The organism is Acinetobacter sp. AOR41_HL, assembly GCF_027854645.1.
GTDB classification, from domain to species: Bacteria; Pseudomonadota; Gammaproteobacteria; order Pseudomonadales; family Moraxellaceae; genus Acinetobacter; species Acinetobacter nosocomialis.
This window is the reverse complement of the sequence record NZ_JAKTHZ010000039.1, coordinates 22,059-48,995: the sequence shown is the minus strand read 5'-3', so window position 1 is coordinate 48,995 and position 26,937 is coordinate 22,059. Positions and strand designations below refer to the sequence as shown.

General features: G+C 39.1%; 25 protein-coding genes. 8 read left to right on the top strand and 17 right to left on the bottom strand.

Going from position 1 to position 26,937, the window contains the following annotated elements; all coding sequences use genetic code 11:
- Positions 1 to 81 precede the first annotated feature (81 nt).
- Positions 82 to 888, top strand: coding sequence for a peptidoglycan DD-metalloendopeptidase family protein (locus tag MKL35_RS15905; RefSeq protein WP_017393667.1), 807 nt, complete (start codon positions 82 to 84; stop codon positions 886 to 888).
- Here MKL35_RS15905 and MKL35_RS15900 read toward each other — a convergent pair.
- The gene (locus tag MKL35_RS15900; protein ID WP_025466154.1) at positions 885 to 1,310 is read right to left on the bottom strand and encodes a GNAT family N-acetyltransferase; all 426 of its coding nucleotides are present in this window, start codon (positions 1,308 to 1,310) and stop codon (positions 885 to 887) included. The genes MKL35_RS15905 and MKL35_RS15900 overlap by 4 nt on opposite strands.
- Before the next feature lie 90 nt (positions 1,311 to 1,400).
- On the bottom strand, positions 1,401 to 1,823 hold the full coding sequence (locus tag MKL35_RS15895; protein ID WP_001195082.1) for an OsmC family protein: 423 nt from the start codon (positions 1,821 to 1,823) through the stop codon (positions 1,401 to 1,403).
- Between the two features lie 439 nt (positions 1,824 to 2,262).
- On the opposite strand from MKL35_RS15895, the gene crp reads away from it, so the two are divergent.
- Together crp and MKL35_RS15885 are read left to right on the top strand one after the other, a co-directional pair.
- Positions 2,263 to 2,970, top strand: coding sequence for a cAMP-activated global transcriptional regulator CRP (crp, locus tag MKL35_RS15890; protein WP_002156798.1), 708 nt, complete (start codon positions 2,263 to 2,265; stop codon positions 2,968 to 2,970).
- Positions 2,971 to 3,130: 160 nt separating this feature from the next.
- Entirely contained in the window at positions 3,131 to 4,180 is a 1,050-nt protein-coding gene (locus MKL35_RS15885; RefSeq protein WP_032011697.1) for an NADP(H)-dependent aldo-keto reductase, read from the top strand.
- Between the two features lie 58 nt (positions 4,181 to 4,238).
- Here MKL35_RS15885 and MKL35_RS15880 read toward each other — a convergent pair whose 3' ends face one another.
- The 5 genes from MKL35_RS15880 to MKL35_RS15860 form a co-directional block, all read right to left on the bottom strand.
- Positions 4,239 to 5,021: a M48 family metallopeptidase gene (locus tag MKL35_RS15880; protein ID WP_017393664.1), complete on the bottom strand. Its 783-nt coding sequence runs from the start codon at positions 5,019 to 5,021 to the stop codon at positions 4,239 to 4,241.
- A 116-nt stretch (positions 5,022 to 5,137) separates the two neighbouring features.
- Positions 5,138 to 5,455, bottom strand: coding sequence for a hypothetical protein (locus MKL35_RS15875; RefSeq protein ID WP_002156849.1), 318 nt, complete (start codon positions 5,453 to 5,455; stop codon positions 5,138 to 5,140).
- Between the two features lie 127 nt (positions 5,456 to 5,582).
- Positions 5,583 to 6,902: an adenylosuccinate synthase gene (locus MKL35_RS15870; RefSeq protein ID WP_002156866.1), complete on the bottom strand. Its 1,320-nt coding sequence runs from the start codon at positions 6,900 to 6,902 to the stop codon at positions 5,583 to 5,585.
- Between the two features lie 63 nt (positions 6,903 to 6,965).
- Positions 6,966 to 8,132, bottom strand: coding sequence for an ATP phosphoribosyltransferase regulatory subunit (locus MKL35_RS15865; protein ID WP_032011696.1), 1,167 nt, complete (start codon positions 8,130 to 8,132; stop codon positions 6,966 to 6,968).
- A gap of 311 nt (positions 8,133 to 8,443) precedes the next feature.
- Positions 8,444 to 9,463: a type I glyceraldehyde-3-phosphate dehydrogenase gene (locus MKL35_RS15860; RefSeq protein WP_002156872.1), complete on the bottom strand. Its 1,020-nt coding sequence runs from the start codon at positions 9,461 to 9,463 to the stop codon at positions 8,444 to 8,446.
- Between the two features lie 269 nt (positions 9,464 to 9,732).
- Here MKL35_RS15860 and alaS point away from each other — a divergent pair, with 269 nt between their 5' ends.
- The 5 genes from alaS (at position 9,733) to MKL35_RS15835 (ending at position 16,616) form a co-directional block, all read left to right on the top strand.
- Positions 9,733 to 12,369 (top strand): alanine--tRNA ligase, encoded by a 2,637-nt coding sequence (alaS, locus tag MKL35_RS15855; protein WP_032011695.1) that lies wholly within the window; start codon positions 9,733 to 9,735, stop codon positions 12,367 to 12,369.
- A 286-nt stretch (positions 12,370 to 12,655) separates the two neighbouring features.
- Positions 12,656 to 13,861, top strand: a complete 1,206-nt coding sequence (locus MKL35_RS15850) for a tyrosine-type recombinase/integrase (protein WP_270914126.1) — start codon at positions 12,656 to 12,658, stop codon at positions 13,859 to 13,861.
- Between the two features lie 162 nt (positions 13,862 to 14,023).
- Positions 14,024 to 14,521, top strand: a complete 498-nt coding sequence (locus MKL35_RS15845; RefSeq protein WP_270914124.1) for a LexA family protein — start codon at positions 14,024 to 14,026, stop codon at positions 14,519 to 14,521.
- Positions 14,518 to 15,816, top strand: a complete 1,299-nt coding sequence (locus MKL35_RS15840; protein WP_270914122.1) for a Y-family DNA polymerase — start codon at positions 14,518 to 14,520, stop codon at positions 15,814 to 15,816. Before MKL35_RS15845 ends, MKL35_RS15840 begins: the two co-directional genes overlap by 4 nt.
- Positions 15,817 to 15,950: 134 nt before the next feature.
- The gene (locus tag MKL35_RS15835; RefSeq protein ID WP_270914120.1) at positions 15,951 to 16,616 is read left to right on the top strand and encodes a hypothetical protein; all 666 of its coding nucleotides are present in this window, start codon (positions 15,951 to 15,953) and stop codon (positions 16,614 to 16,616) included.
- 103 nt (positions 16,617 to 16,719) lie between these two features.
- Here the strand turns inward: MKL35_RS15835 and MKL35_RS15830 are convergent, their stop codons facing one another.
- The 10 genes from MKL35_RS15830 to MKL35_RS15785 all read right to left on the bottom strand — a co-directional run bounded on the left by MKL35_RS15830 (position 16,720) and on the right by MKL35_RS15785 (position 26,906).
- The gene (locus MKL35_RS15830) at positions 16,720 to 17,265 is read right to left on the bottom strand and encodes a glycoside hydrolase family 108 protein (protein WP_270914118.1); all 546 of its coding nucleotides are present in this window, start codon (positions 17,263 to 17,265) and stop codon (positions 16,720 to 16,722) included.
- Between the two features lie 58 nt (positions 17,266 to 17,323).
- Positions 17,324 to 17,548, bottom strand: coding sequence for a hypothetical protein (locus MKL35_RS15825; protein ID WP_270914116.1), 225 nt, complete (start codon positions 17,546 to 17,548; stop codon positions 17,324 to 17,326).
- Positions 17,529 to 17,822 (bottom strand): phage holin, encoded by a 294-nt coding sequence (locus tag MKL35_RS15820; protein ID WP_270914114.1) that lies wholly within the window; start codon positions 17,820 to 17,822, stop codon positions 17,529 to 17,531. Before MKL35_RS15820 ends, MKL35_RS15825 begins: the two co-directional genes overlap by 20 nt.
- Positions 17,823 to 17,925: 103 nt before the next feature.
- Positions 17,926 to 18,624, bottom strand: coding sequence for a hypothetical protein (locus tag MKL35_RS15815; RefSeq protein ID WP_270914112.1), 699 nt, complete (start codon positions 18,622 to 18,624; stop codon positions 17,926 to 17,928).
- A 6-nt stretch (positions 18,625 to 18,630) separates the two neighbouring features.
- The gene (locus tag MKL35_RS15810) at positions 18,631 to 18,978 is read right to left on the bottom strand and encodes a hypothetical protein (RefSeq protein WP_270914110.1); all 348 of its coding nucleotides are present in this window, start codon (positions 18,976 to 18,978) and stop codon (positions 18,631 to 18,633) included.
- Positions 18,979 to 19,021: 43 nt separating this feature from the next.
- Positions 19,022 to 23,467, bottom strand: a complete 4,446-nt coding sequence (locus tag MKL35_RS15805; protein WP_270914108.1) for a host specificity protein J — start codon at positions 23,465 to 23,467, stop codon at positions 19,022 to 19,024.
- 56 nt (positions 23,468 to 23,523) lie between these two features.
- The gene (locus MKL35_RS15800) at positions 23,524 to 24,192 is read right to left on the bottom strand and encodes a tail assembly protein (protein ID WP_270914106.1); all 669 of its coding nucleotides are present in this window, start codon (positions 24,190 to 24,192) and stop codon (positions 23,524 to 23,526) included.
- Entirely contained in the window at positions 24,176 to 24,931 is a 756-nt protein-coding gene (locus MKL35_RS15795) for a C40 family peptidase (protein WP_270914104.1), read from the bottom strand. The genes MKL35_RS15800 and MKL35_RS15795 overlap by 17 nt, the downstream gene beginning before the upstream one ends.
- A 6-nt stretch (positions 24,932 to 24,937) precedes the next feature.
- Positions 24,938 to 25,744 carry a phage minor tail protein L gene (locus tag MKL35_RS15790; protein ID WP_270914102.1) on the bottom strand — a complete coding sequence of 269 codons (807 nt, stop codon included), beginning with the start codon at positions 25,742 to 25,744 and terminating at the stop codon, positions 24,938 to 24,940.
- A complete protein-coding gene (locus MKL35_RS15785) occupies positions 25,731 to 26,906 on the bottom strand; it encodes a phage tail fiber protein (protein ID WP_270914099.1) in 1,176 nt (391 codons plus the stop codon). The genes MKL35_RS15790 and MKL35_RS15785 overlap by 14 nt, the downstream gene beginning before the upstream one ends.
- Positions 26,907 to 26,937 lie beyond the last annotated feature (31 nt).

Here is a 26,937-nt window from a genome sequence, read left to right as displayed (position 1 = left end):
CTTTTCACAAAGTCTTCATTGAGAATTGCAAAAATAGGAATTAATTTATTAGGCTAATTCCATCCTGTTTTTGAAATTAAAATGCGTTTAAAACATATTATATTAACAACTTGTCTTTTTAGCTCGACTCTAGCAATAGCAGAGTTACCCCAAGACTCAAGAAGACCCGGTGGAATTGCAGTCGTTCCATTATCGACCGATATTACTCAAGTCACTTTTCAACATAAACCCGTTTTAATCAGTCAAGAAGGCCATCAACGTTATGCTGTAGTAGGTATTCCATTATCTACACCACTCGGCAGCATTCAGCTTGATACCAATAAAGCGCCTATTCAAATAGAAGTTAAGTCTTATCCTTATGCTGAGCAAAGGATTAAAGTTACCAATCAAGACTATGTGAACCCCAACCAAAGTCAATTAGACCGCTATGCTCAAGAAGCGAAAGAACAAAATGAGGTTTATAGTTCTTTCACAACAAGTTCATGGCAAAGCTTGCCTAAATTTATACGTCCAACTTCGGGAAAATTTACCAACTCTTTTGGAAGAAAACGTTTCTTCAATGGTGAAGAACGTGCACCTCATTCAGGTCTGGATATTCCAGCACCAATAGGTCAAAAAGTAGTTGCTCCAGCAGATGGTGTAGTCGTTCAAACAGGACATTATTTCTTCAATGGACAAACTGTATTAATTGATCACGGCCAAGGCTTAATTAGCATGTTTTGCCATTTAAGCGAGATAAAAGTAGAAAAAGGTCAGCGTATCCATCAAGGTGAAGTACTCGGCTTAGTCGGTAAAACAGGCCGTGTAACAGGGCCACATTTACATTGGGGAATGAGCCTTAACAATGCTCGGGTAGACCCTCAACTTTTTTTAAATCCAGCTCATTAATTTAAAGCTTTACGAAAGTACTTTGGCGCCTCGACATAACCTTCTCTTAGGTAAAATTGATGCGCTAAAGGCCTTTGCAATCCTGAGTGCAGTTCCATCCGGTCACAACCACGTTGCCTTGCCAACCGTTCTGCTTCTTGTACAAGCAAATGCCCCACTCCTTTACTACGCATATTCTCGTCAACACACAAATAACATATTTTGGCAAAGTCCCCTTTTAAGGCAATTTGCGGAATAAAATAAAGTGATAAAACTCCATATACATTTAAATCGTCGGCTGCGACCAATGTAATTGCGTTAGAATCTTTACTTAATCTTTGGAATTGCTCCTCAATCAATCTTAATGGCTGTGAATATCCCATTTGTTTCAGTAAGTGACATATGAATTCGGTATCCTTTGATTGAGCTAAACGAATATTCACCCAACATTCTCCTTTTATTTTTTGAATTGTTCTTATCATAAAAAAAGCCAACATGACTGTTAGCTTTTCTTTTCAGGTATTCATATAAAATTATGCAGCTTCAATAATCTCAAAATCGTGAGTAATTTCTACGCCACCATCAGAAAGCATTTTACTTGCTGAACAATATTTTTCAGCTGATAGCTCTACTGCTTTTGCAACCTGTTTTTCTTTTACGGCTTTACCTGTCACTACAAAGTGCAAATGAATTTTAGTAAAAACCGCTGGAATTGCATCTGCTCGCTCAGCTTTAAGCTGACATACGACATTCGTCACATCTTGACGAGATTTCTTTAAAATAGTCACAATATCAAATGAAGCACACCCACCAAGTCCCATTAATATCAATTCCATAGGACGTGGTCCACGGTTTTCACCACCATACTCAGGTGAGCCATCCATCACTACACTATGACCACTCTCTGATTTCGCTTCAAAAGCAACATTCTCTAGCCAATGTACACTTGTTTGCATTGCAACTACCCAAAAAAAATTATAAATTTAAGCAGGGTCTGTTGACATTTCACCTATGGATTGCGTAATAGCTAAAAATTAATCCAAATAAAAACGCAAAACACAGACAAGGGCAATCCTTTGTCCCGTTTTGTAAAAAAGTTTGTTAAATTTCAGCCAAAATCTGAGGTGCGATTTAAGCATCTTAGGTGCAGCGCAAGACCAGATTTTTTGTGCGTTTCGTTGTTAAGCTCTATTTATTTAGAATGACTAAATTCCATAGTTCTTGCTTCGTAACGTCTAGAAAAATCGTCTTATGTCGCAACCATCTGTGAAATGTCAACAGGCCCTTGTTTTGTACACTAACATAAAATGAGTTGATAAGGAATTTCATCTCTTCTGTGTAATAGCTCATCTCGAGCTTGTGTGAATTGTTTACCCTATTCGGAACATATCAAGCATGACTTCAAATTTTTCACAACTCAGCACAGATGCTTTATCTCCGGGGCAACTACCTGAATCCGTTAAAGCATTGTTAAAGCGTGCTCACATCAACAGATATCCAAAACGAACCACAATTGTTGATGCCGGAACAGAGTCAAAATCTTTATATTTAATTTTAAAAGGCTCAGTTTCAATTATTTTACGTGAAGATGATGAGCGTGAAATTGTTGTGGCATATTTGAATCCTGGTGACTTCTTTGGGGAAATGGGGCTTTTCGAACCGAACCCTCAACGTACAGCTGAAGTTCGTACCCGTGATGTCTGTGAAATTGCAGAAATTTCATATGACAACTTCCATGAACTGAGCAAACAGTATCCAGATCTCAGCTATGCCGTTTTCGCGCAACTTGTTCGTCGTTTAAAAAATACAACTCGTAAAATGACTGACCTTGCCTTCATTGATGTGTCTGGTCGTATTGCGCGTTGCTTAATCGACTTATCTTCACAACCAGAGGCAATGATTTTGCCGAATGGTCGTCAAATTCGTATTACCCGTCAAGAAATTGGACGTATTGTCGGTTGTTCACGAGAAATGGTTGGCCGTGTATTAAAGACCTTAGAAGATCAAGGTATGATCCAGACAGATGGTAAGGCTATTCTTATTTTTGATGCATCATTAGAAGAAACTCCGGTCACTGACGAAGACTATGATGACGAAGAATAATTATTCGTAATGATTTAATAAAGAGCAAACTTCGGTTTGCTTTTTTTATATGCAACAATGAGTTAATACACAAAGCTTACAAACTATTCTGTTTTTATGATTTAAGTTGAATACATATTTTCCGTTAGGCTAACTTAAAATTTCTCAAGGATTTCGCAGTATGCAATTCAAACCACTTGGTCACACTGGCATTAACCTTCCAGAAATTTGCTTAGGTACTATGACATTTGGTGAGCAAAACACTCAACAAGAAGCTTTCGAACAACTCAATTACGCTTTAGAGCACGGTTTATATTTTTGGGATACGGCAGAGATGTATTCCGTACCCCCTAAACCAGAAACATATGGTGCGACTGAAACCATTTTAGGCAATTGGTTTGCACAACATGGTCAACGTGACAAAGTATTCCTTGCTTCAAAAATTGCAGGTCCTGGCTTTGGTGGAACTCATATTCGAGAAGGTCATACCAAGTTTAATAGTGAACATATTTCACAAGCGATTGATGGCTCTCTTAAACGCCTCCAAACAGACTATATTGATCTCTACCAATTACACTGGCCAGAACGTCATACCAACTTTTTTGGCACGCTCGCTTATGGTAATCAACAGGCCCACAATAATTACGACACTACGCCTTTAGAAGAGACATTACTTGCTCTTCAAAAAGAGATTAATCGAGGACGTATTCGTTATATCGGCTTATCTAATGAAACGCCTTGGGGCACTATGAAGTTTTTACAGCTTGCTGAAAAATTAGGTGTAAGTAAATTTGTGAGTGTGCAAAACCCCTATAGCCTGCTTAATCGTACTTATGAAATCGGTATGTCTGAGATTGCTAAATATGAAGGTGTAGGATTACTTGCATACTCTCCTCTTGCTTTTGGTTACTTAACTGGTAAGTTTAGAAATGGGGCACGTCCTGCGAATGCTCGCGTTACTCTATTTCCACGCTTTAGTCGCTATAGCAATCCACAAAGTGAATGGGCAACGGAACAATATGCACAGCTCGCTGAAAAGCATGGTTTAAGCCTGACTCAATTGGCTCTAGCCTTTATTAAACAGCAATTCTTTGTGACGAGTACAATTATTGGTGCGACTAGCTTAGATCAGCTCAAAGAGAATATTCAGGCTTTTGAAATTGAGCTTTCACCAGAAATTTTACAAGGCATAGAAGCTATTCATGTACAACAGCCTAATCCTGCCCCTTAAAAACAAAAAAACGGATGCTTAAGCATCCGTTTTTATACTTACATTAAAGTTTTAAAACTTATCTACGGCCATTATAAATAGCTAATGCTGCAGGTAAGTTTTTACGCATATCATTAATACGCTGAGCATTAGATGGGTGAGTAGACAAGAAAGATGAACCACCAGCACCTTCAAGTTTGTTCATTTTTTCCCAGAGGGTAATAGCAGCATTTGGGTTATAACCTGCACGTGCCATTAACATTAAGCCCCCTTGGTCAGCACGGCTCTCTAAACTACGCGAATATGGTAAGCCCACCCCTACTTGCGAACCTAGTTGTGCAGCAGCCGCTCCTAATTGGTTAACGTTACCACCACCTGCATAGCTTAAGCCAATATTTAATGCCAAATCAGTTAAAGCTTGTGCGCCAATTTTACTTTTAGCATGCTCTTCTAAAGCGTGCGTCATTTCGTGGCCCATAACAGCTGCAATTTCAGCATCCGTTAGGTTGAGCTTATTCACAATACCTGTGTAGAACACGACCTTACCACCTGGTGCAACGTAGGCGTTAACAGTATCTGATTTCAGTACAGCCAACTGCCAGCTAAATGGCTGCCCTGTTTGATTTACTTGGTCAGCATAAGGTTTTAAACGGTTGAAAACAGCATTAATACGGCTATAGGTACTTGAACTTGTATCTAAAGTCCCTTTAGCACGTGCTTCCTGCACCATTTTAGTAAAACCTTGTGCAGACTGCGCATTTAATGTTGCTGTATCTGCACCAGCCATGTCAGCCATTGTTGCGCAACCAGAGATTGTTACAACACCTGCAGCACACAAGCTTAAAAAAAGTTTCTTATTCATCAACATGGGTCACCTAAATCTTAAAAAAACTGTTTATTCTTTTGCACTTATTATAAGAAATAGCACATAAGCTTTGAATCTCTCATTTCTTCACGATCATAGTATTTATGTAACGATCAAGCAGATAAAGTCATCAAATAAATCCAGAACAGTAAACATATTATATTTAGGACAAGATAGACATGGCTTAAAGGCTTAACTTTCTCTTCAAGAGAGGGACTTGTCCTTTTCCATAAGAGATAACTGTTTTGTATAAAAACGACCGGAATTAAGACACAAGCAATCAAAACAGAAAGACTCATAAATGCTGTCATGAAGAAGTCAGGGTTATAATTTTGGCCATAAATGACTAACATAGCTAACGTTGGCGAACCACCAATCGCAAACAAAAAAGAATAAAAAATGGTTTTTGAAATAGTGGGTTGCAATTTCATTTTAGTTCATCATCCATGACATCACTTATATTTCTGTTTTAATCTGAATTAGACAAAACAGAAACTGCACTTTAGTCGGATATAAAAAAAGCCCCCTTTTTCAGGAGGCTTTTATCATCTTTGCAAATTAAGCAGAGAATGGGTGACGTAAAACAATTGTTTCTGCACGGTCTGGACCAGTTGAAACGATATCAATCGGACATTCGATTAATTGTTCAATACGTTTTACATAAGCCAAAGCATTTGCAGGTAATTGGTCAATGCTCGTTAAACCAACAGTTGACTCGCTCCAACCCGGCATAGTTTCATAAATTGGTTTCAAACATTCAAAAGAAACCGCATCAGAAGAACCTACACAACCTGAATCAGTATTTTCATAACCTACACAGATTTTCACTTCTTCTAAACCGTCTAAAACGTCAAGTTTAGTCAAGCAAATACCTGAAAGTGAGTTAACATCTACAGAACGGCGTAAGATTTCAGCATCAAACCAACCACAACGACGTTGACGACCAGTAGAAGCACCAAATTCATGACCTACTGTACCCAAGTGTTTACCAATTGGGTCACCAGAATCAGTTGCTGCATCGTAAACTAATTCTGTTGGGAATGGACCTGCACCTACACGTGTTGTATAAGCTTTAGTGATACCTAATACATAATCAAGATGTAAAGGCCCCATACCAGAACCAGAGCTTACGCCACCAGCAGTTGTATTTGAGCTAGTCACATACGGGTAAGTACCGTGGTCGATGTCTAAAAGTGAGCCTTGAGCGCCTTCAAACATTACAGGCTTACCTTCTTTGCGGTAGTCATGTAATACTTTAGTCACGTCAATCACTAACGGAGCAAGCACTTCACGCCATTCGTTGCAAAGAGCCAACACGTCTTCAAATTTAACTGCTTCTACACCGTAGAACTGGGTTAATTGGAAGTTATGTAACTCAAGCATTTCTTGGAGTTTTTCTTCTAACGCTGCACCACCACGAACAAGGTCAGCAACACGCACTGCACGGCGAGCTACTTTATCTTCGTAAGCAGGGCCAATACCACGACCTGTAGTACCGATTTTAGCGTTACCACGTTTCTTCTCACGAGCCTGATCAAGAGCAATGTGGTTAGGTAAAATAAGAGGACAGTTTGGAGAAATACGTAGACGTTCCTTAACTGGAACACCCTCAGCTTCCAAAATTCCCATTTCTTCAATTAATGCTGCTGGTGAAAGCACCACACCATTACCAATTAAGCACAATACGTTTTCACGTAAAATACCTGATGGAATGAGGTGTAATACAGTCTTTTTACCACCTACGACAAGAGTATGACCTGCGTTATGTCCGCCTTGATAACGTACTACCGCAGCCGCTTGATCTGTGAGCAGGTCGACGATTTTACCTTTACCTTCGTCGCCCCATTGGGTACCAAGTACCACAACATTTTTGCCCATAATAGCCTCATTACATCATGCTGTTAAAATTGGAAACCATCAGTAAAAACTTACCGCTGGCGTTTAAATCTTTTCAATATTCCATTGACCGTTTTGCGATACAAGCTGATGTGTCGCATAAGGAATAGAACCTAAATTATCATTACCTAACAATTGGACTACACGTAAGCCTTGTGAACGTGCATTTGCGATTGCCTTAAGTAAATCTGCATCAGTACCTTTTGGTGCCACCACAGTTTCAATTTCGGCAAACTGATTTGCCCCTAAGGCATATAAATCACAACTGAAACCAGTAGCAGGACGTGCACGACCAAAGTGTTCACCAATACCATCATAACGGCCACCTTGCGCTAAAGGTGCAGCACGGTTCGGTGCATAAACTGCATACATCAAACCAGTGTGATAGTGGTAACTGCGAAGTTCGACAACGTCAATTCCAACATTAAGTGCTGGCCAACGGTTTTTAATTTGTTCAAGTGTAGTTTTGAGCGCATTTAATGCAGCATCAAATTCAACATCTTTTAAAATATCTGTACTTAAATGAGTTTGTAATGCTTCTAAATCACTTGCATAGCGACCAAGTGCATAAAAGTCTGAACCCATATTTAAATTTTGAGTAAATTCAGCTAACTCAGGTAATGCTTTTCTTTGATAAAGATCAGATAACTCATGCTCTTCATTTTTAGAAAGTCCGGCATATTTTACTAAGCTACGAAATAAGCCTACATGACCTAGGTCTAAATGTGCACCTTGCAATGTATAAGCATTTTCAATGAGCCCAAGCATTACATCGACCATTTCAACATCAGCTTCAATACTATCGTGGCCATATAGCTCTGCACCTAATTGTAAAGGTGCGCGAGTCGCATTGAAATTTTGTGGTTTTGTATGTAATACAGTCCCTGCATAACAGTAACGTGCAACCCCTTCAACAGGTCTTACATGTGCATCAATACGTGCAACTTGAGGCGTCATATCAGCACGGATACCGAGTAAACGGCCTGAAAGCTGATCAATCACCTTAAAAGTTACTAAATCCAGGTCTTGATTTGATTCTGATAATGAAGACAACGATTCGATGTATTCGATAAATGGTGTATATACCAGTTGATAACCTCTTACTGAGAGGAAATCTATAGCTTCACGGCGAAGTTTTTCAATGACTTGCGCCTGTTCCGGCAATACATCTGCTACCCCGTCAGGCAGCAACCATGTCTCTGAAATGGTCATATTTCAAGCCTAAAATCTGATCAACGTGGAACGACCCCACATAAAAAAATCGGGAACACACCCGATTTCTCTTAGTGTAGCATGATACTTTGTGCCATGCACCTGACAATTTGCATAAATCTTTCTGAATAAACTCAAAAGTCAAAAAGAAGATTTAAACAATTAATAATAACATTCAATACCTTACTGCGCTTTGCTTATATCATAATCAAAAGTTCTTCAACCAAAGAATGGGCCAATATCTGAACTATCGCCTTGTTTCCAGTTAACCAACCTTAACTGCTGAACAGCTTTCCTAAGTTATTTCAAATTTAGAAAGAATCACACAAGTCTAATAATCGATTTGCATAGCCCCATTCATTATCGTACCAAGCAAATACTTTAGCTTGATGCCCAACGACCATAGTTTGAGTTAAATCAACAATAAGTGAATAAGGCGAATGATTAAAATCGCTTGAAACGAGTGGCTCATCAGTCACTGCCATAATTTCAGCATAATCTGTTTGAGAAGCCTTAATCAACAATTCATTAATATGATGAACAGTAATTGGTGATTGTGCGATAAAAGTTAAATCAATCGCAGCCACATTAATGGTGGGAACTCGAATTGAATAGCCATCAATACGGTCTTCCATTTTAGGCATTACACGTTTTAATGCACCAAGTGCACTAGACGTAGTTGGAATAATATTTTGACCAGAAGCTCTGGCACGACGTAAATCACGGTGCGCATGGTCAAGCACAGACTGATCTGCTGTTACGGCATGAATTTCTGTCATGAGCGCAGTTTCAATCCCAAATGCGTCATCAATGATTTTTACTAACGGCACTAAAGCCTGTGTCGTACATGACACACTTGATATGATTTGATCAGACGCTTTCACATCGGCATGGTTAACGCCATAGACAATTGCAGCATCGACATGGTCAAAAGGTGCAGCCCCAATAATGACTCTTTTTGCCCCTGCTTCTAAGTGGCGGGTTGCATCAGCATGAGAACGGAACAAGCCTGTACATTCGAGTACAACATCAATTTGCAAGCTTGCCCACGGTAAAAGTTCTGGCTGTTTTTGCTGTAAAACTTCAACTTTCAAATTTCTTTGGTTAGATTGAATATTTAAATAAATCTTTTCATTTTCAATCGCTATGTCAACTTTGCCATTAAAACGACCATGAGTTGAATCATATTTAAATAAATGCACTAGTGTCTGTACATCTGCTATATCGTTAATCGCCACGATTTCAAAATGAAATTGTTTCGGGCTTTCAAACCATGCACGTAAAACATTACGTCCAATCCGGCCAAACCCATTAATGGCGATACGTTGCATGACCTATCCTTATCTACAAAACCAGAAACGAAAGAAGGCATATAGTAAAACACGTGAAGGCCAATTGAATATAGATTTTTAGCCAAATCACAGTTTTGTAAGATATTCCCTCTAAAATCGTTGGTTCGGTGGGGTTTTTCCGTTACAATTTAGCGTTTTTTAAAAATAAGCCCCGTATCACATGCAAGATTTGTGAACAAACAAACTTGTGGTGATGCTTTTAGCCAAATTCGAAAATATGGAGTGACTTGGTTGTGAGTACTCGTTTAATGACATCTGCTGAAATTCGTGAAGCATTTTTGCGCTACTTTGAAACGCAAGGGCATACACGTGTTGCATCGAGTTCTCTTGTTCCTGCCAACGACCCAACTTTATTATTTACAAATGCTGGGATGAACCAGTTTAAAGACTGTTTTTTAGGTCTTGAAAAACGTGATTATGTACGTGCAACAACATCACAAAAATGTGTACGTGCAGGCGGTAAACACAACGATTTAGATAACGTCGGCTATACAGCTCGTCACCATACATTCTTTGAAATGTTAGGTAACTTCTCATTTGGTGACTATTTCAAACGTGATGCACTTAAGTTTGCTTGGGAGTTTTTAACCAGCGAACAATGGCTAGCTTTACCGAAAGATCGCTTATATGTAACGGTTTATCATACCGATGACGAAGCTTATGACATCTGGAATAAAGAAATTGGTTTAGCACCAGAACGTATTATCCGTATTGGTGATAACAAAGGCGAAAAATACGCATCAGATAACTTCTGGGCAATGGGTGATACAGGTCCTTGTGGTCCATGTTCTGAAATTTTCTTTGACCACGGTGACCACATTTGGGGTGGCTTACCTGGTTCTCCTGAAGAAGATGGCGACCGTTTCATTGAAATCTGGAATAACGTTTTCATGCAGTTTAACCGTACTGCTGATGGCGTACTTCACCCTCTTCCAGCGCCATCTGTAGATACAGGTATGGGCTTAGAGCGTATTTCTGCAGTATTGCAACATGTTAATTCAAACTATGACATTGACCTGTTCCAACACTTATTAAAAGCTGCTGCAAACATTATTGGTATTGAAGATGAAGGTCAGCCTTCTTTACGTGTCGTTGCAGACCATGCGCGTTCTTGCTGCTTCTTAATTGCTGATGGTGTAAATCCAAGCAATGAAGGACGTGGTTATGTATTACGTCGTATTATTCGCCGTGCTGTTCGTCATGGTAACAAGCTTGGTGCAACAGGTACGTTCTTCTACAAAATGTTGCAACCATTAATTGAAGTGATGGGTCAGGCTTATCCTGAGTTAGAAGCTCGTCGTGATGTGATTGAAGCAACTTTAATTCGTGAAGAAGAACAGTTTGCTAAAACACTTGAGCAAGGCTTAAAACTTCTCGAAGGTGAACTTGCTCAGTTAAAAGACAAAACTATTCCGGGTGCGACTGTATTTAAACTTTACGACACTTATGGCTTCCCGACAGACTTAACTGCGGATATTGCACGTGAACGTGGCTTTATTATTGATGAAGCCGGTTTTGAAGTTGAAATGGCTGCACAGCGTCAACGTGCACGTGATGCTGGTAAGTTTGCAGTTGACTATAACAGCATTGTAAAAGTCGAAGGCGAAACTCAGTTCGATGGTTATACCAACACAACCGGTCAAGGCCAGATTGTAGCGATCTATAAAGATGGCGTACAAGTTGATGAAGTTTCTGAAGGCGACGAAGCACTTATCGTTTTAAACCAAACTCCTTTCTATGCTGAAAGCGGTGGTCAGATTGGTGATACTGGTATCTTCAAAAACGAAACAGGTATTTTTGAAGTTCAAGACACGAAAAAGTCTGGTGGTGCCTTTGTTCACCAAGGTATTGTGACTGTCGGTAACCTTAAAACCAGTCAAAATGTAGAAGCGATTGTTAAAGCAGACATTCGTGAAGCTACTGCGCGTAACCACTCAGCAACCCACTTGTTACATGCTGCCCTTCGTCAAATTTTAGGTTCTCATGTACAACAAAAAGGTTCTTTAGTTGCAAGTGATATCTTACGTTTTGACTTTGCAAATGACCAACCTGTTTCATTTGAACAATTACAACAAGTTGAACGTCTCGTAAATGCTGAAATCATTGCCAATACTCCAGTGAAGACTGAGCTTCTCGACATTGAAGCAGCAAAAGCAAAAGGCGCAATGATGCTGTTCGGTGAAAAATACGGCGATGAAGTTCGTGTACTTTCTATGGGTTCAGTTATTGATGAGAAAAACTTCTCAATCGAACTTTGTGGCGGTATTCACGTAAAACGTACAGGTGATATTGGTTTATTCAAAATCACTTCTGAAGGTGGTGTAGCTGCTGGTGTACGTCGTATTGAAGCAGTGACTGGCACTAAAGCATTAGAAGTGGTACAAAAAGCTGATCATGATATTCAGCACATTAATAGCTTACTAAAAGCACAGAAAGACCAAACAGTTGAGCGTGTACAAGCCAATGTAGAATTGGTTTCTGCATTACAAAAGCAGATTGAACAGCTCAACCAGAAATTGGCAAACTTCCAAGCGGCTGATTTGATTGACCAAGTTCAAACCATTGCTGGTCGTCAAACGCTTATTACTACTGTTCAAGGGGTTGATGCCAAAGCGCTTCGCAACTTACATGACAGTGTAAAATCAAAATTAGAGAACGCAGTGATTGTGTTAGCAGGTGTAGAGGGTGACAAAGTCAGCCTGCTTGCATCAGTCGCGTCACAATACACTGCAAATCTAAAAGCAGGTGACATCATCAAACATCTAGCAACTGAACTAGGTGGTAAAGGTGGTGGTAAACCTGACTTAGCACAAGGTGGCGCGCCACTTAACGAGAAGTTTGGACAAGTGATCGCAGCATTGCCTGCATGGCTTGAACAAAAATAAGACTTCACTTTTTGTGTAACTGACCCTGAAAAGCCTCTCAGGGTCATGGCTTATATGGAACAACTATGGCATTAATCGTTCAAAAGAATTAATGCCATTTAGCCACTCCAAGACACACTAAGACAAAAACTACAATAAAAGCCTTATTTCTCAATATTTCCCCCATTTTTAATATAGACACACTAAGACATTTTAGGACAGAATAAGCCTCATCAATTATGTACACATACGTGTACATATTCGTACTTATCTCTTAATTGACTAAAAATATGTACACAGGTGGACTATGGCTTTAACTGAAGTGTGGCTGAAAGCTAATAACGGCAAGGCACGTGATAAAGTTGAAGAAATAGCAGATCGGGACTCAATGAGTGTCAGGATCTCACCTAAAGGGAAAATTGTTTTTCAGCTTCGGTACCGTTTTGCTGGAAAAGCCGAACGCTTAGATCTGGGCACCTACCCTCATATGTCACTCAAAGATGCACGCATGAAAGCTGGCGAAATGCGGTCACTTTTAGATAAAGGAATGAATCCTAAAGTTGAGGTTCGTGTACAGCAGCAAAAATATATTGATGCAAGCACATTTGAAGAGGTTTTTAATGAGTGGTATGAAAGTTATTGCCTGAAAAAGAAAACTTCTGCCCAACAAATTAAGAATACCTTTGAACAACATGTAATTCCTGAGGTTGGCGATTTACCAGTTGACAGAATCACCTTGCAACAATGGTTAGCTTTACTTGAGGAACTAGCTGATGAAGTACCTTCTATTGCAGATCGGGTTTTAACGAATGCAAAACAGGTTCTTAAGTGGGCTAAAAAGAGACAGTTACTTGAAGTAAATGTTTTATCTGACATCTATGCCAAGGAAGATTTAGGCATAGAGAGAAACAGAGGAACCAGATTTCTTTCTGATGAAGAAATTAAAATGGTTTTGATGGCTATTGAAGAATCAAATATTTTGCCTAAAAACAAAATTTTCTTAAAACTATGTTTAATGTTTGGTTGTAGAAATGGCGAACTCAGAAAAGCCAAAAAGACAGATTTCGATTTAAAAAGAAAAGTATGGGTTGTTCCTGTAGTAAACAATAAGACTGGCAAGAAAACTGGCCGTGAAATTATTCGCCCTATTTTACCTGAAATGGAGGCATTAATTGTCGGGGCTTTTGAATACAGCACTTGTGAGTACTTCTTAACTAATGACAGTGAAGCAACCCCTATGAGCCATGGTTCTTCAAATTCATTGCCTGGTTATGTAATGGAACGCCTTAGAAGACATCATGATTATCACATGAAACATTGGTCGCTTCATGATCTACGAAGAACTGCTCGTACTAATTTCAGTGCTTTTACATCGCGTGATGTAGCACAACTCATGATTGGTCATGTAATGTCTGGTGAACAAGGTACTTATGATTATTATGAATATTTACCTCAGCAAACAGAAGCATATGCAAAGTGGTTGTATAAATTAAAGTCTCTAACCATTAATTAGGGTTTACCCTTTTAGAATTGCAGAATTTCCGACCAAATGCGCCAGATACTGCGACAATTTTTGACTTTTACTTGTTTATCCACAATTTTTTAAATTTGAATTTAAGCTCATCTCTAGAATATCATCTTGAATATGTTACAGATTCAAGTTGGAGGATATTCTATGAGCGAAATTGTACCATCCATTATCCAGATAAAACCGTACATCACACAAAGTATTGTTTTATCTGAGGCCTTATCTATCAAACAAGTTGTACCATCAACTCATCTACTCATCCCTTACGCATTAGAAAAAATCAATGCAGGTTTCCCCTCTCCGGCTCAAGATTACATCGATAAAGCGCTCGATATGAATGAGCACTTAATAAAAAATGAAACTGCTACATTTATTGTCAAAGTAGCATCCCTATCAATGCTAAATGCTGGTATTGATATTGATGATGAATTGATTGTCGATCGTAGCTTAGATGCAAAACACGGTGATATTGTTGTTGCGCTAATCGATAATGAATTTACCGTTAAACGTTTAATGATCGATGAAAAGGGAAAATGGCTAAAAGCTGAAAATCCAGATTATAAAAATATTTATCTACAAGAAGGCCAAGAGTTGTTTATCTGGGGCGTTGTCACTTGCGTCATTAAAATGATAAGAAAATCATGAAACATGAGAACAAAGTCTTTTTCTTGATAGACGTCAACAATATGTACGTTTCATGTGAGAGAGTCTTTGACCCATCTTTGAATGATAAACCTGTTATTGTGCTTAGCAATAACGATGGTTGCGCCGTGGCGCGTAGCAACGAGGCAAAATCCTTAAATATAAAAATGGGTGTGCCGCTTTTTCAAATTAAAGACATAGTTCAGCAACATAACGTAATCGTACTTTCAAGCAATTATGCAATGTATGCCGAAATGTCACGGCGCTTTCATAAGATTCTTGCTTCATACGTAACTGACGAAGAAGTTGAGCCTTATTCTATTGATGAATGCTTTGTAGACTTCACAGCTTATGAAAGGAATTTTGACCTAGAAAAAGTCGGGCAACAAATGCGCCAACAAATATGGAAGTGGTTAGGCCTGCCTGTTTGTGTCGGAATCGGTAGGAGTAAAACAGAAGCAAAGATCGCAAATCATATTGCAAAGAAAAACGCCGGCTTTAATAGCGTTTGTGATCTCGTTAATATGGATCCGTGCAATAAAGAATATTATTTCTCATTAATTGAAGTATCTGAAGTTTGGGGCGTTGGCCGTAAGCACTCAAAAAAATTGCAAGGTATGGGAATTAATACAGTGCTTGATCTAGCTTGTGCAGAACCTAGAGAGATGCAAAAACGTTTTTCTATTGTTATGGCACGTACGATCTACGAATTGCAAGGCATCTCATGCATAGAGATCGAGCACACTCCCCCCTCAAAAAAGCAAATAGTTGCAAGCCGGTCTTTCGGTAGTCGCGTAACTGAATTAACAGATCTAAAAGAAGCTATCTCAATGTATGCTCAGGATGCATGCAAAAGACTACGTGATGAAGGGCTTTTATGCGGATGTATGATTGCCTTTGTACAGTCAAACCCTTTTGATCCCAATGTGCCTTTTTACAATAAATCAATTACGGGTTCATTTTCTGAGCCCACAGATTGTGCAATTGATTTTGTTAAAGCAGCAACAAGGATGTTAAACGATATCTATAAAGAAGGAATTAAATATAAGAAGTGTGGTGTTGTGCTGACAGGTCTAGAGCCAAAAACTGGCCACACATATGACCTCTTAACCGACTTTGAAATGATAGAAAAGAAAGAACAATTAATGAAGGCGCTAGATAATGTGCATACAAAATTTGGAAAGAAAAAACTAGGCGTTGGTCCTTGTTATATACCTGGTCGAACTTGGTCGATGTCGAGAGATAAACTCACTAAAAACCCATTTGTGTGGGATGAACTTCCATTGATAACAAAATGAGAAAAAATTTGCTCATTTTTCATTAATCATTACTGATTTTGAGCAAAAATTTGCTCAATAATATTATTTATGGGGATAACCTTTAAACATTTAATTGGTTATTATAAATAATTAACATCTTTTAATATTAGTTTATGAAATCCGAATACAAAAAATTCATAATAACTTTTATTGGATCGATAGTAGCAATTTGTACTATCGTATTCTTTTTTTTCCTATTATTGTATTCACACAATAATGTAAACGAAACACTTAAAGAATCCTTTACAATCACAATAAGTATTTTTTCTGCATTAGCAACAATTGGTGCTGCAATAATCGCACTCAAACTATATACAGATTGGCGTGATCCAATTAAGCTTCAAAATAAGTTTGAATTTCACAAGTTTTCAAAAGAACTATTTAATGATTTTTGGGTAAAAGCAAGTGAATATATTAATTCTGATCTAGATACTAGAGTAAAAGTCACTAGTATGAATCTTGAGAAAAATCAAAGAGCAGCAATTGAATTTAATAGAAGTTTTTATACCCTAAAATCTATCCTTAATGAATTTGATCTTTATTTCAATAGTAATAGAGCCATTCCTCTCAAGCAAATGAATGAAATATTAGATTCATTCTTTCTAGAGATGAAGAAAATTTTACCTTTAGAGATTAAAGAAAAAGATGATAATTGTATAAACTCCATATATATGCAGCAGTATCACAGACTAATAAATTCGTTAGAAAATTGCCAAAAATTTTATACTGAACAGTTTTTAATTCAAATATTGGATGAACTCAAAGATGAAACAAGGTAAAGCCCTCTTTAGAGGGCTTTTACGCAAATTCCTACACTGACATTGTTATTGATCGTATGAGCTGAGCATCCTGTTAATAGGATGCTCAGCAAAATTAGGGCCTTCAAATAACAACCCTATTAGCAATCCAACCGTAAAAAAATTGTTCTTGGCTTTTATTTCGCTCACAGATTTCAATGTAACGTTGGCCTTGCATAATATTAAGGACTCGAACTAAAACTTTCTCTCCCTCTTTACCGCGTTTGGCCAAATAAGTTTTTAGAGCACCTAAAGTTTTAGAGCCATAAACACCATCGACCTTTAAATCTTCATATCCAGCTTTACCTTGGTTATTCAGCAAATTTAATGCGCGTTGTAAAAGTGATTTTGCAAAGTTGATACCACAGTTAACACCAGTATCTAAAAGTTCTTCTGCTACTGCTGAGCTAATAGTATTTACTTGATCGAATCGCGGAGCTATCCAATACTGTTTCCGATAAATCGCTTTGGCCACATCCAGCGGTAAATCTTTCATGTTTCCTTTGTAGCCATTTTCACGGGCCACAGCTTCAGTAATACCGTACTTTGTTGCCCCTCCTCGATCTGCTGGATTATTTACATATCCGCCTTCACGTTTCATCAGTTCATCAAGATATTGTTCAATGTTCATTTCACTTTCCTTTTGACGTAAAAAAACCGCCCGAAGGCGGCATTTAGAGTTAAGTTAATTACTGCTCAGTTGATTCCTCGGTTTTATTTTTCTTTTCCTGGTCAGAGCTTCCGAAATAGAATCCACAGGCAGTTGTCATTGCCCCCGCAATAAAACCCAATGCTGTATTAATTAAATTGCTATTCTCACGCGGCATGTTCACAAAAAATAAGGCGATAACTAATACAAACATTAGCGCCACAAGTGAGAATGCCAGATATGCTCTAGTCTTTTCGCTTGTCATCTATATCTCCTCGTAAACGTTTTTTAGTTTGCTCATATTGCTCAACACGCAATTTATGAATCTCATTTGCACGCTTTTCATCGCGCTTTTTGAAATAGAGATTCGTCAGGAAGGTTGCTATACCGATAAAAATCGAGAAGACAACGGCCCAGTCAATTTTGCCAACTACTCCGATCAAGCTCCCCCCTACTACATAGCCATATGAAAATTTTGTTGTGGTTGCAGCAGCAGTACTTACTGCTGCCTCCATTGCATTAGTTGCTCGATCGTTCATGCATGCCTTCCTCCAGATCTTGGGCATAAAAAAAGCACCCGTTTGGGTGCATGTGATAAAAATTTTTAATCATTAGAAAATTTTAAATTAACGAGATTACTTTCTAGCCTGCAAATTTATAAACAAATAAATAGAATCCATATAACTTAAGTGCTTTTATAATACCTGGCTCTTCGTACATAGATTTAAACTTATATGCTAATTTTAATTTGCCTTGGTTATAACCCCAATACATAGCAAACCAACGAGCAGTTGTACCTGTCGGCCCTGGGTTAATGTCTAAAGAACCTAAAATATTATCAACCATAAAACCAGAACCAACTCCGATATCTACCTCAATACCTTCACCGTTATTCGCAACAAGCTGATCATAGGTTACACGAATCACTTTAGTTACTCGTGGCACTTTAGCAGCAGAAGCGGCAGACCATATAAGCTCTCCATTAGCATTGAATACATCTAAATAACCTGAAGATACGGCGTAATCTTGACGTAATTGATACAACGTACCGCAGTTCACACTAAATGTTCCTTTACCTGCTCCAAATGCACCATCATTAGGCATAATAATAGTCATAGGCATTGGGCCGTCATCTAATTTAGGTAATTGAATAGTACGAGTCTGATACATTGATGTTGGAAACCATGAAGGGCCACCACCACCAAAAGACACAGTAATAGCTAAATTTCCCGAACTATCGGGTAACGTAGTAATTACATTAGACCCAACAATGCCAATATTTTTTATAGTGTCATCAATTACAGTGAAGCCTTTATCATTATTAACAAGAAAATTACTCATTCACTATTACCTGAATTTATAAAAGATTAATTTAGATGTCTCACTAGGCTTTTGTTCAAAACAGGAAAGTACATATTTATTAGGTGCAGTAATAGAAACAATACATCTTTGCATACCTACTACATTCTTTTCAGTACCTGCCTGAATACCGGTAACAAAACCTACTGTAGTTTCTGAATTAATCCCTTGTAATGTTAATTCACCTCCAATACCTGCACTACCAAAATATCCATAAACATCTAATGGAGCTATTGCTTCTCCGATTGTTAAACTAGCAAACTCAGTTAATTGACTATCAGTTAAATCAACAATAATTTTTCCATTTTCATCAAAACACTGTAAGCCTTGTGGCATATATACCTCCAAATACAAAGGGCTGGTAAGCTAGCCCTTTGTATTACCATAAACCTAATTTAACTCTCACGATATTATTGTCGTCATACACCGTAATCAAACTTCCTGTAAGTACCATTCGCGCTCCATTAGGCTTTGCTGGATCCTTATAAGTGGTCAAAGTACCTAGTGATGCACTAATAGCACTTAAGTTTTCTGCCCAGATTCGATTCGCATTGATATACCCAAAACTAGCATTATCAACATACAAGCCACGCGGAATAACTGTACCATTAGGCAAAGTCACAGGCGTATTCTGTAAAGTCATTAAGGGTTTTGGCTCAATACCATCTATACCCACTGGAGTACCAAATTGAATGCAGTCATAGTTAAAAATGAAGGTGGAAGTAGTACCATCATTCATTGATCCATGACCTGAAACATGGCCATTCACATCAAACTTTGTAAATTGCTGTGCGTATACGCCATCAACACTTTTTGCAACCGTTTCAATAGAAGCACTATTCTCACCAACTTTTGTTTGTAACGTTTCAGTTAACTTTAAAGTAGAAGAAATAGCGCTCGAATTTGCCTCGAGCTGACGCTTGAATACGGCGCTGTTATCATTCATCTGAGCAGAAAGCTGTTCAGTAAGTTTAGCCTGAGCTAAATCCCCTTCAATGCGTGCCGACTGCTCTGACCAGACACCAGCATAGCCACCATCGTTACCGATTAATTCAGATTCTGAACCTATTAGAGGTGGATTTAACTGTGCATAAACACCGTCAATCCGGGTGGTTTGAGCAACAACTTTTTTATCAACCTCCTTAATATCTGAATTAATTTGATCAAGGGCACCGGTACTAACTTTGTCTTTTAACTCGATGTTGATATTTTTAATTGCTTCAGCATTAACATTTGAATTATCAACTGCAACTTTTGCTGAATCACGGACCGTTGCAAGAGCGCTATCATTACTAGCAATATAAGTATCTATTTTTTGGACAGTTACTCTATCGCCCTCAATTCGAGCTTGAACTTCTTGCTGTGCGTAAGCTTTAAGTCCATTTAATTCAGCTAAAGTAGAGTCGACCTGCTTACTTACTACAAGATCACCTTCAATACGTGCTGATTGCTCTGACCATATACCAGCATAACCTCCCTCATTGCCGATTAACTCTGATTCCGAGCCGATTAAAGGCGGGTTGAGCTGAGCATATACGCCGTCAATTCTCGTAGTTTGAGCAATGATTTTCTTATCAACTTCCTTGACGTCAGATTTAACTTGGTCAAGCGCACCGGTATTTACCTTATCATCTAAAGCAATATTAATTGATTTAATTGACTCGGCATTCGCTGCTGACTGTTCGACTGCTATTTTCGCTGATTCACGCACAGTGGCTAAAGCAGTATCATTACTAGCAATATAAGTATCAATCTTTTGAACTGTTACTTTGTCGCCCTCAATTCGCGCCTCCACCTCTTGCCGTGCGTAAGCACGTAAATCATCAACTTCAACAACTGTCGTATCAATGCGTTTACTTAGTGCAAGATCACCTTCAATTATTGCTGATTGAACAGACCATGTGCCTGCAAAGCCTTGATCATTACCAATCAAATCTGATTCGGAACCGATTAACGGAGGATTAAGCTGGGCATATACTCCATCGGTCTTTTCAGCAACAAGTGAAAGATCATTAGCGACAACTTTGATATCTTGCTGAACTGCCGCAATACCATCTTCACTAGATTTCTTTACCGTTTCTACAACTTTAAGAACACCTTTATCTCCGTCGATAATTTGTTGGGATAAACCATCTTTGGCCTGTTTAATTGCATTTTCACGGTCTTTAACTTCTTGCGAAATTTGGTCTTGTGTAGCTTTTACCTCGGCTTGTCTATCTCTCACCTCTTGTGCGATTTGGTCTTTTGTATTCTTTATGTCCTGCTTAATCTCAGGAATCTGAACATCAATAGTCTCAATTTGTTCAATCTTAGTTTTTAAATCCTGACTAAGTTGAGTTTCACTGATTTGATCATTCAAGAGCTCCAGAACATCTGTAGCATCGGCAGAAGTTGTCGCATGAGTCCAATCCGACCAAGGTCCAACATTTCCGATCCGGTCAATCAAACGAGCTTGATAAAATTGAGTTAGGTTTGGCTGCAAACCTTGAACTGTATGTGTAGTCGTCGGATAAGCGAATAAGCCCAATTGAGCAATATTGCTGGCACCATCTGGCGATACACGAATTTCAGTATAAGCAGTGTCAAGTGCACCTGAAGATGGAAAGCCCCAATCAAGTTTTATACCGAATAAAATTCCTGTAGCTTGAATAAAAGCGGGTTTCGGCGGCAAGCCTTGCTTTCCAGAGAGTTCAGTCAAAGTTGAATAAACAGGTAAAGAAGCGATCTCAAATGCGGAAATCGCTCTTACACGTGCTTGATATTGACCCGCATAAATACCTGGTACTTCGACTGAATTATTACCGGTTATTGGAAGCTTAATCCAACTCCCATCATCTTTCCTCCACTCAACCTGATACTTTACGGCTCCTTTAGCCTGCGACCAGGACACAATCATTGTTGCCACATTGATACCCTGATCAATACGGCTTTCACTAGTAATTACGACATCAGTTACAGGATCCTGAATTGTTGGGTTCACAATCGAAATCGGAACCTCATCAAAATAAGCACCCTTGTCAATGGCATCAAACTTGGCTGGATTATATTGAAGTGCAGTAACTGAAAATTGATGACTTTCGTCTTGAGTAATCGAGATCACTCGAAACTTCATTGTTGCTAAATCTTGGGCATCTATAACCCATACATTTTGAGCGGCAATAGCATCAAATTCATGAGTAACAGTTACTACTCGACCTGAGATAGATTGAACAATACGAGTTTGAGCCTTTCCATCCTCGCCATTAATAATCAGTCTGTCGCCAGCAACTGCAACAACATCGTCACGGTCAAGAGTAATGCTTTTACGATCGGCAGAGATTTTAGAAACACGTCCACCATTTGCACGACCAGCGAACAGAGGATCTGCAATTTCAATCACTTTGCCAGGTAAAGGAATATGTCCATCAAGACCAACTTTAAAACTTACGGTTCGCGTTTCTAACTGCTCAGACTTTAATGCCCACCAGCCTGCTCGCTGCGCTTGTCCACGCGAAGTGCATCCCCAAGCATCAATTTCCAAAATACGAACTTGGCCTGCTTCGGCAATCGCCTTTTCATCACGAACAAACTCATATTCCGTTTTGTAGTGATTAGCCGGGTTATCCCACGCTACTTTAACGACATTATGTCTATCTCGAGCACGGGTTCCCGCGTACTCAAAATTACCTTCAATAACATTGGCACGCGTATATGTGAAATAAGTATCTTGGGGAATATCCGCATCACAAATAATGCTCATCCCATCCCAGAATGTTATCGCACGAAATACACCTGCTAGCTTTGTTAAAATCTCAAAAGCGCTTTCAGCACTTTGAAGATAAACATTACAAGTAAAGCGTGGTTCCTGTCCGCCAAGTCCATCTGGCACCATTTGGTCACAGTATTGTGCCAAGCGATATAAAGACCATTTATCAACCATGAATGGGTTTAAGCGGTCGCCCAAAGCATAACGGTCAGCAGTGCATATATCGTAATAAATCCATGCCGGGTTATTAGAATATGCCTCTTTGAAAGTACCGTCCCACATCCCAACATATTGCCGTGTTGCTGGATTGTAGTTAGTAGGAACCTTTAGAATTCTTCCCTTTGTATCTGCAGCAACTTTAGCAACGTTTCCAAAAGTCTCGGCATCATATTGAAGACCAAGCAAAGCCGTATTTGGGTAACGTAATTTCGCATCAATAACTTCTGTTACTGCGGAAATATACATCTTGTCGCTGATATATTCAGAAGTGGAATTAGGAGTAAGACGGCGCACACGAACAAGCCATCCAGAATCAGCTCGAGGCAAATCAATGCGGTGTGCTCGTTCGTAATTAGCAGATGTTTTATCTGAAATTTTGGTTTTTAGTACTTCAGTCCAGATCCCCCCGTCAGTCTGTAAATCAATTGCATATTCAATTGTTACGCCTGATACATCACCATTTGTGGCATCTTGGCTTCGTAATGGCCCCCATTTCAAGCGTAAGCGAACCGCATCAAGATCAAGATTACTAAAGGCGCGGACCCATGGCGTTTCGGACTTCAACTCCACATCGATGGCGGTTTCACTTTCAACTGCTGGGAACCCCTCAATGTATTCCTGATCATTAGTGCCTCTTCGAAAATCAACTTTTACATTTTCAAAGTTAAAGCTTCCAACTGCATTCTGGAGTGGGGTTTCTTCTAAATAAATTGACTGAAGGCCATTTGCTAGCCCCTCAATTTCTCCTTCAGCTAATCCATAAAGGACTTTAATATAAGTTTTCGACTGTGCAGAATCTGGAGAAATTACGGGTTGCCGTTGTTTTTTACTTCCCTTTTTTGCGCCTACTACTGCATTCATAAGAAATCTCACGCAATAAAAAAGGCGCTAGAAAGCGCCTATTTAATAATTTGAATTTACATCTGATCTTCTGGATATTGACCAGCACTCACAATAAATCCACCAATCTCACGTTGCCCATATAAAATCGGCACAGGATTACCTTGAGCAACAGTTGTTACGGCTCCACCAAAGCCTTTATTCGCTCTGTTTCCATCTTGGTTTTGATCTTGAGTCGTATCAACCTTTGGCATAAGCATCATGGCCACCCCACCAAGCATCATGCCAATACCTGAACCAATCAATGCAGCACCGAGTGGTGCTCCACCGCCTAATGTACCTACCGTCACCAAAACGCCTACGACGACTAAAACAGCGCCTAATACTGTCTGCAGAATTCCACTATCTCCGCCAGCACCAACTACACGTGGAACAATATGAATAACTTCAGCTTCAGTATTCATATCAAGCTGTTCTTCACCAATGTTATCACCGGTAATGAGCCGCTTAGTTTCGTGGTCATAAATCGCAGGTCGTTTCTTTCCTCGCTTATTACTTGAGTTCTTACTTTTTAAAAACACCGCAAAGCGTAGGCCCTGCTCATGTGCATGCAACATAAAATGTTCAAAGCCAACGATCTGAACAGATAATGCACGCATGGCTTCACGTGTATTTGCGACATCAAGCTTAAATTCACGACCAAATTTTTGCCCCAAAATGCCGTACAATCTAATTGTTTTTAACATCTCTATGCCTCAAGATTTTAACTGTTCTGGTTGCCCACAGTTGGCCGTAGATTTCACGAATAGATTTACGGCCATGAAGCTGATGCAAAATTAATGTATTGCCAATACAAGGTTCAGATTCTTCAGACTTAAATATTGCATTATCACCAAGCCAAATTATGCAATGATTTGGATGCTCTGTTCGTGGCACTCGGCAAATCAACATATCGCCATATTGCGGTGTATCTACTTCATAGAAACCAGCTTTCGGAAAGTTATCAATTAATATTGACGGATGATCTTTGTCTTCCCACCAACCATCTTTCCGTTCAAAGTCTGGCAACTGAATACCTAGCTCACGGTCATAAAAGTCACGAACCAATGCATAACAATCTTGATAATAATGAATATAATTACGCCCCACTAAGGGGGCGCGATACCCACAAGGCTCGTAGACTTGAAAATCAAGATCTGGATATGAACAAATGACCCACTGCTTTTGATGTAATTCAATTTGAATCAGATCAAGTTCCGAAGCTCTTGTTGTTCCATCTGGATGAGAGTGCACATAAGCTAAGATTTCGCCTTGATCTTCAGCACTTGCCAAGTCTTCGGGATGAATTTCAAACTGATCAGATTGTTCAGCGATATTGCGACAAGGAATATATTGCTTTTCGACAATCACCCCACAGCATTCATGCGGGTAACATGCATCAGCATGGGCCATAATTGCTTTTTTAAGTTTTGCTGTAAGTTTCATAAAACCTCACAATAAGCTTGAAGCTGGGAACCCACCAAATGGCAATGGTTTATTTTCACCAAATCGCAAGCGGCAAGAACGTAAACGCCCACCGCATCGATCAAGTGCAGGATTATCCGTTAACTCATCTTTATCGGTGAACATTGCTACACCTGTGTATCCACATTCTTCGCCACGATACTTCCCGACCATGCACCAGTGACATAGTGAGGTGATTTGTCGAACTGGGATTTTCAAACCTTCAAAATCTATAGGATTAGAAAGCTCAAAAGTCACCACCTGAGAGTTTTCAGAGGTTTTCTGTTCTATATACCAGATTTGTTCTTTAGCTTCATTTGAAGCAGTTGGATTACCTTCTGTAAAGTTCTCAGCGTCAATATATTTGGCAAGGGTTGTAATGACTTTAAGCTTAGCCCCAGCAAAGTCTTTAAACTGCAAACAGTAAGCAGAAACCGCATTCTGGATGCCGTTAATGTTGTTCGCCATGCTCAAAGTAGGCGCTGAAGCTTTACCATCTGAACGCATTTCAAGCCCAGACACTTCCATGGCCATCGGCTCAAAAACTTGACCTTGCCAGATAATATTTCGGTTCCATACTTTCTGATCACCGGCATCAAAAACCTTGCCTATGCTTCCAGAATCAGCACCAATTAATCCTTCAGATCCTATGGATGAGTAAATTTTCTCCCAATCTTGAAAAGCGATATGCCCGTGGAAACGTAAAATGCCAGCACCTAAGTTGCTGGCATCTAGTTCATACAAATGGATTAATCCATCCACATATAGTTTCTGAAAATCACTATTCAGACTCATGGGTTACCTCGTCATAAATCTGATTTCCATCATTATCAAAGACCGGTACATCATCAAAAATAGGATTACCCTCGCCGTCAACAGCTTGAAGCCATTCAAAAACAGGTTTACCCTTCTCATTAATGACAGGTTGATTCGACAAAATAGGCGTACCGTTTTGATCAGTTTGAATATGAGTTACTGGCTTTTTATAGTTCTTGCCATCCACAATTACAGCTTTTCCTTCATCATCAAATAAATCTTCATATTTAGTGATGTAAGTTAACTGCGGAGCATACTTTACTTGCTGAATCATGCGTGGTTGTTTTTCAGTGCGTGGGATTTTCCTAACAATTGTCTTCTTAATGCTGTTTAAACGAATATCAATCCAGCGAGGTTCACCATTTGCATTGTTTGGAATATCAATTGGTGCATCAAGATTAGCAACAATGTCACCCTCTTCATTCATTTTTTTCTTGTATGTTTTAATTTCAAGATCGCCATTTTCAAGCATTTGATATTCTACCGCACAGATTTTATTACCATGGGTATCTGTTGGGATCTCAATCCACCATCCCTCCTTAGCGAATCCAGAGGATCCTTTAATAAGGTAATGACCAATGCCTGTTTTTTCAAATGAGAGTTGCTGTTCAGCAGCCTCATTGTTAGGTTCAATTTTATCTGCAAATAACTTAACAACTGGAGATGCGGCTTTTAGAAAACCATTCGAATCAATTGTGGTATTACCTGAATGTCTAATTAATACAGGGGTATTCCATTTTTGAGTTGCGTTTGGAGTTGAGCATCTTAGATAGTAAGCATTGTTATAGGGTAGATTTCCTAACTCAAAACCAAGTGGATTATTGGCAAAATTACTACGAAGCACAAAAAAATTAGTGCCGACATCTTTCCATGAATTTTGTGCTGAGGAGTTAATATCATAATAGTAAAAGCCGCATCCAAGCACATTATCTGGATCATTTGGCATGGATAATTGGACCATATTTTTACCCAGCCCAAAAGCTCCAACTTCCATCACGTTACCCGGTTGCGTTCCCACATATCGACTAGCAGCATGAGTATTATTAGTAAAGTTTTCATTCATTTTTGCGCCAGTAGAGCGGAATGTATCACCACCCGCACCAGTTGGGGCTGTGCCTAAATTTACAGTTTGAATTGTCATTTTCTTACTCGCATAAAAAAACCCCTAAAAA

Bases quoted from the DNA above. Each gene is read 5' to 3' on its own strand.
- MKL35_RS15905 (WP_017393667.1), top strand. From the start codon at position 82: ATGCGTTTAAAACATATTATATTAACAACTTGTCTTTTTAGCTCGACT.
- MKL35_RS15895 (WP_001195082.1), bottom strand. From the start codon at position 1,823: ATGCAAACAAGTGTACATTGGCTAGAGAATGTTGCTTTTGAAGCGAAA.
- crp (WP_002156798.1), top strand. From the start codon at position 2,263: ATGACTTCAAATTTTTCACAACTCAGCACAGATGCTTTATCTCCGGGG.
- MKL35_RS15885 (WP_032011697.1), top strand. From the start codon at position 3,131: ATGCAATTCAAACCACTTGGTCACACTGGCATTAACCTTCCAGAAATT.
- MKL35_RS15880 (WP_017393664.1), bottom strand. From the start codon at position 5,021: ATGAATAAGAAACTTTTTTTAAGCTTGTGTGCTGCAGGTGTTGTAACA.
- MKL35_RS15875 (WP_002156849.1), bottom strand. From the start codon at position 5,455: ATGAAATTGCAACCCACTATTTCAAAAACCATTTTTTATTCTTTTTTG.
- MKL35_RS15870 (WP_002156866.1), bottom strand. From the start codon at position 6,902: ATGGGCAAAAATGTTGTGGTACTTGGTACCCAATGGGGCGACGAAGGT.
- MKL35_RS15865 (WP_032011696.1), bottom strand. From the start codon at position 8,132: ATGACCATTTCAGAGACATGGTTGCTGCCTGACGGGGTAGCAGATGTA.
- MKL35_RS15860 (WP_002156872.1), bottom strand. From the start codon at position 9,463: ATGCAACGTATCGCCATTAATGGGTTTGGCCGGATTGGACGTAATGTT.
- alaS (WP_032011695.1), top strand. From the start codon at position 9,733: ATGACATCTGCTGAAATTCGTGAAGCATTTTTGCGCTACTTTGAAACG.
- MKL35_RS15850 (WP_270914126.1), top strand. From the start codon at position 12,656: ATGGCTTTAACTGAAGTGTGGCTGAAAGCTAATAACGGCAAGGCACGT.
- MKL35_RS15845 (WP_270914124.1), top strand. From the start codon at position 14,024: ATGAGCGAAATTGTACCATCCATTATCCAGATAAAACCGTACATCACA.
- MKL35_RS15840 (WP_270914122.1), top strand. From the start codon at position 14,518: ATGAAACATGAGAACAAAGTCTTTTTCTTGATAGACGTCAACAATATG.
- MKL35_RS15835 (WP_270914120.1), top strand. From the start codon at position 15,951: ATGAAATCCGAATACAAAAAATTCATAATAACTTTTATTGGATCGATA.
- MKL35_RS15830 (WP_270914118.1), bottom strand. From the start codon at position 17,265: ATGAACATTGAACAATATCTTGATGAACTGATGAAACGTGAAGGCGGA.
- MKL35_RS15825 (WP_270914116.1), bottom strand. From the start codon at position 17,548: ATGACAAGCGAAAAGACTAGAGCATATCTGGCATTCTCACTTGTGGCG.
- MKL35_RS15820 (WP_270914114.1), bottom strand. From the start codon at position 17,822: ATGAACGATCGAGCAACTAATGCAATGGAGGCAGCAGTAAGTACTGCT.
- MKL35_RS15815 (WP_270914112.1), bottom strand. From the start codon at position 18,624: ATGAGTAATTTTCTTGTTAATAATGATAAAGGCTTCACTGTAATTGAT.
- MKL35_RS15810 (WP_270914110.1), bottom strand. From the start codon at position 18,978: ATGCCACAAGGCTTACAGTGTTTTGATGAAAATGGAAAAATTATTGTT.
- MKL35_RS15805 (WP_270914108.1), bottom strand. From the start codon at position 23,467: ATGAATGCAGTAGTAGGCGCAAAAAAGGGAAGTAAAAAACAACGGCAA.
- MKL35_RS15800 (WP_270914106.1), bottom strand. From the start codon at position 24,192: ATGTTAAAAACAATTAGATTGTACGGCATTTTGGGGCAAAAATTTGGT.
- MKL35_RS15795 (WP_270914104.1), bottom strand. From the start codon at position 24,931: ATGAAACTTACAGCAAAACTTAAAAAAGCAATTATGGCCCATGCTGAT.
- MKL35_RS15790 (WP_270914102.1), bottom strand. From the start codon at position 25,744: ATGAGTCTGAATAGTGATTTTCAGAAACTATATGTGGATGGATTAATC.
- MKL35_RS15785 (WP_270914099.1), bottom strand. From the start codon at position 26,906: ATGACAATTCAAACTGTAAATTTAGGCACAGCCCCAACTGGTGCGGGT.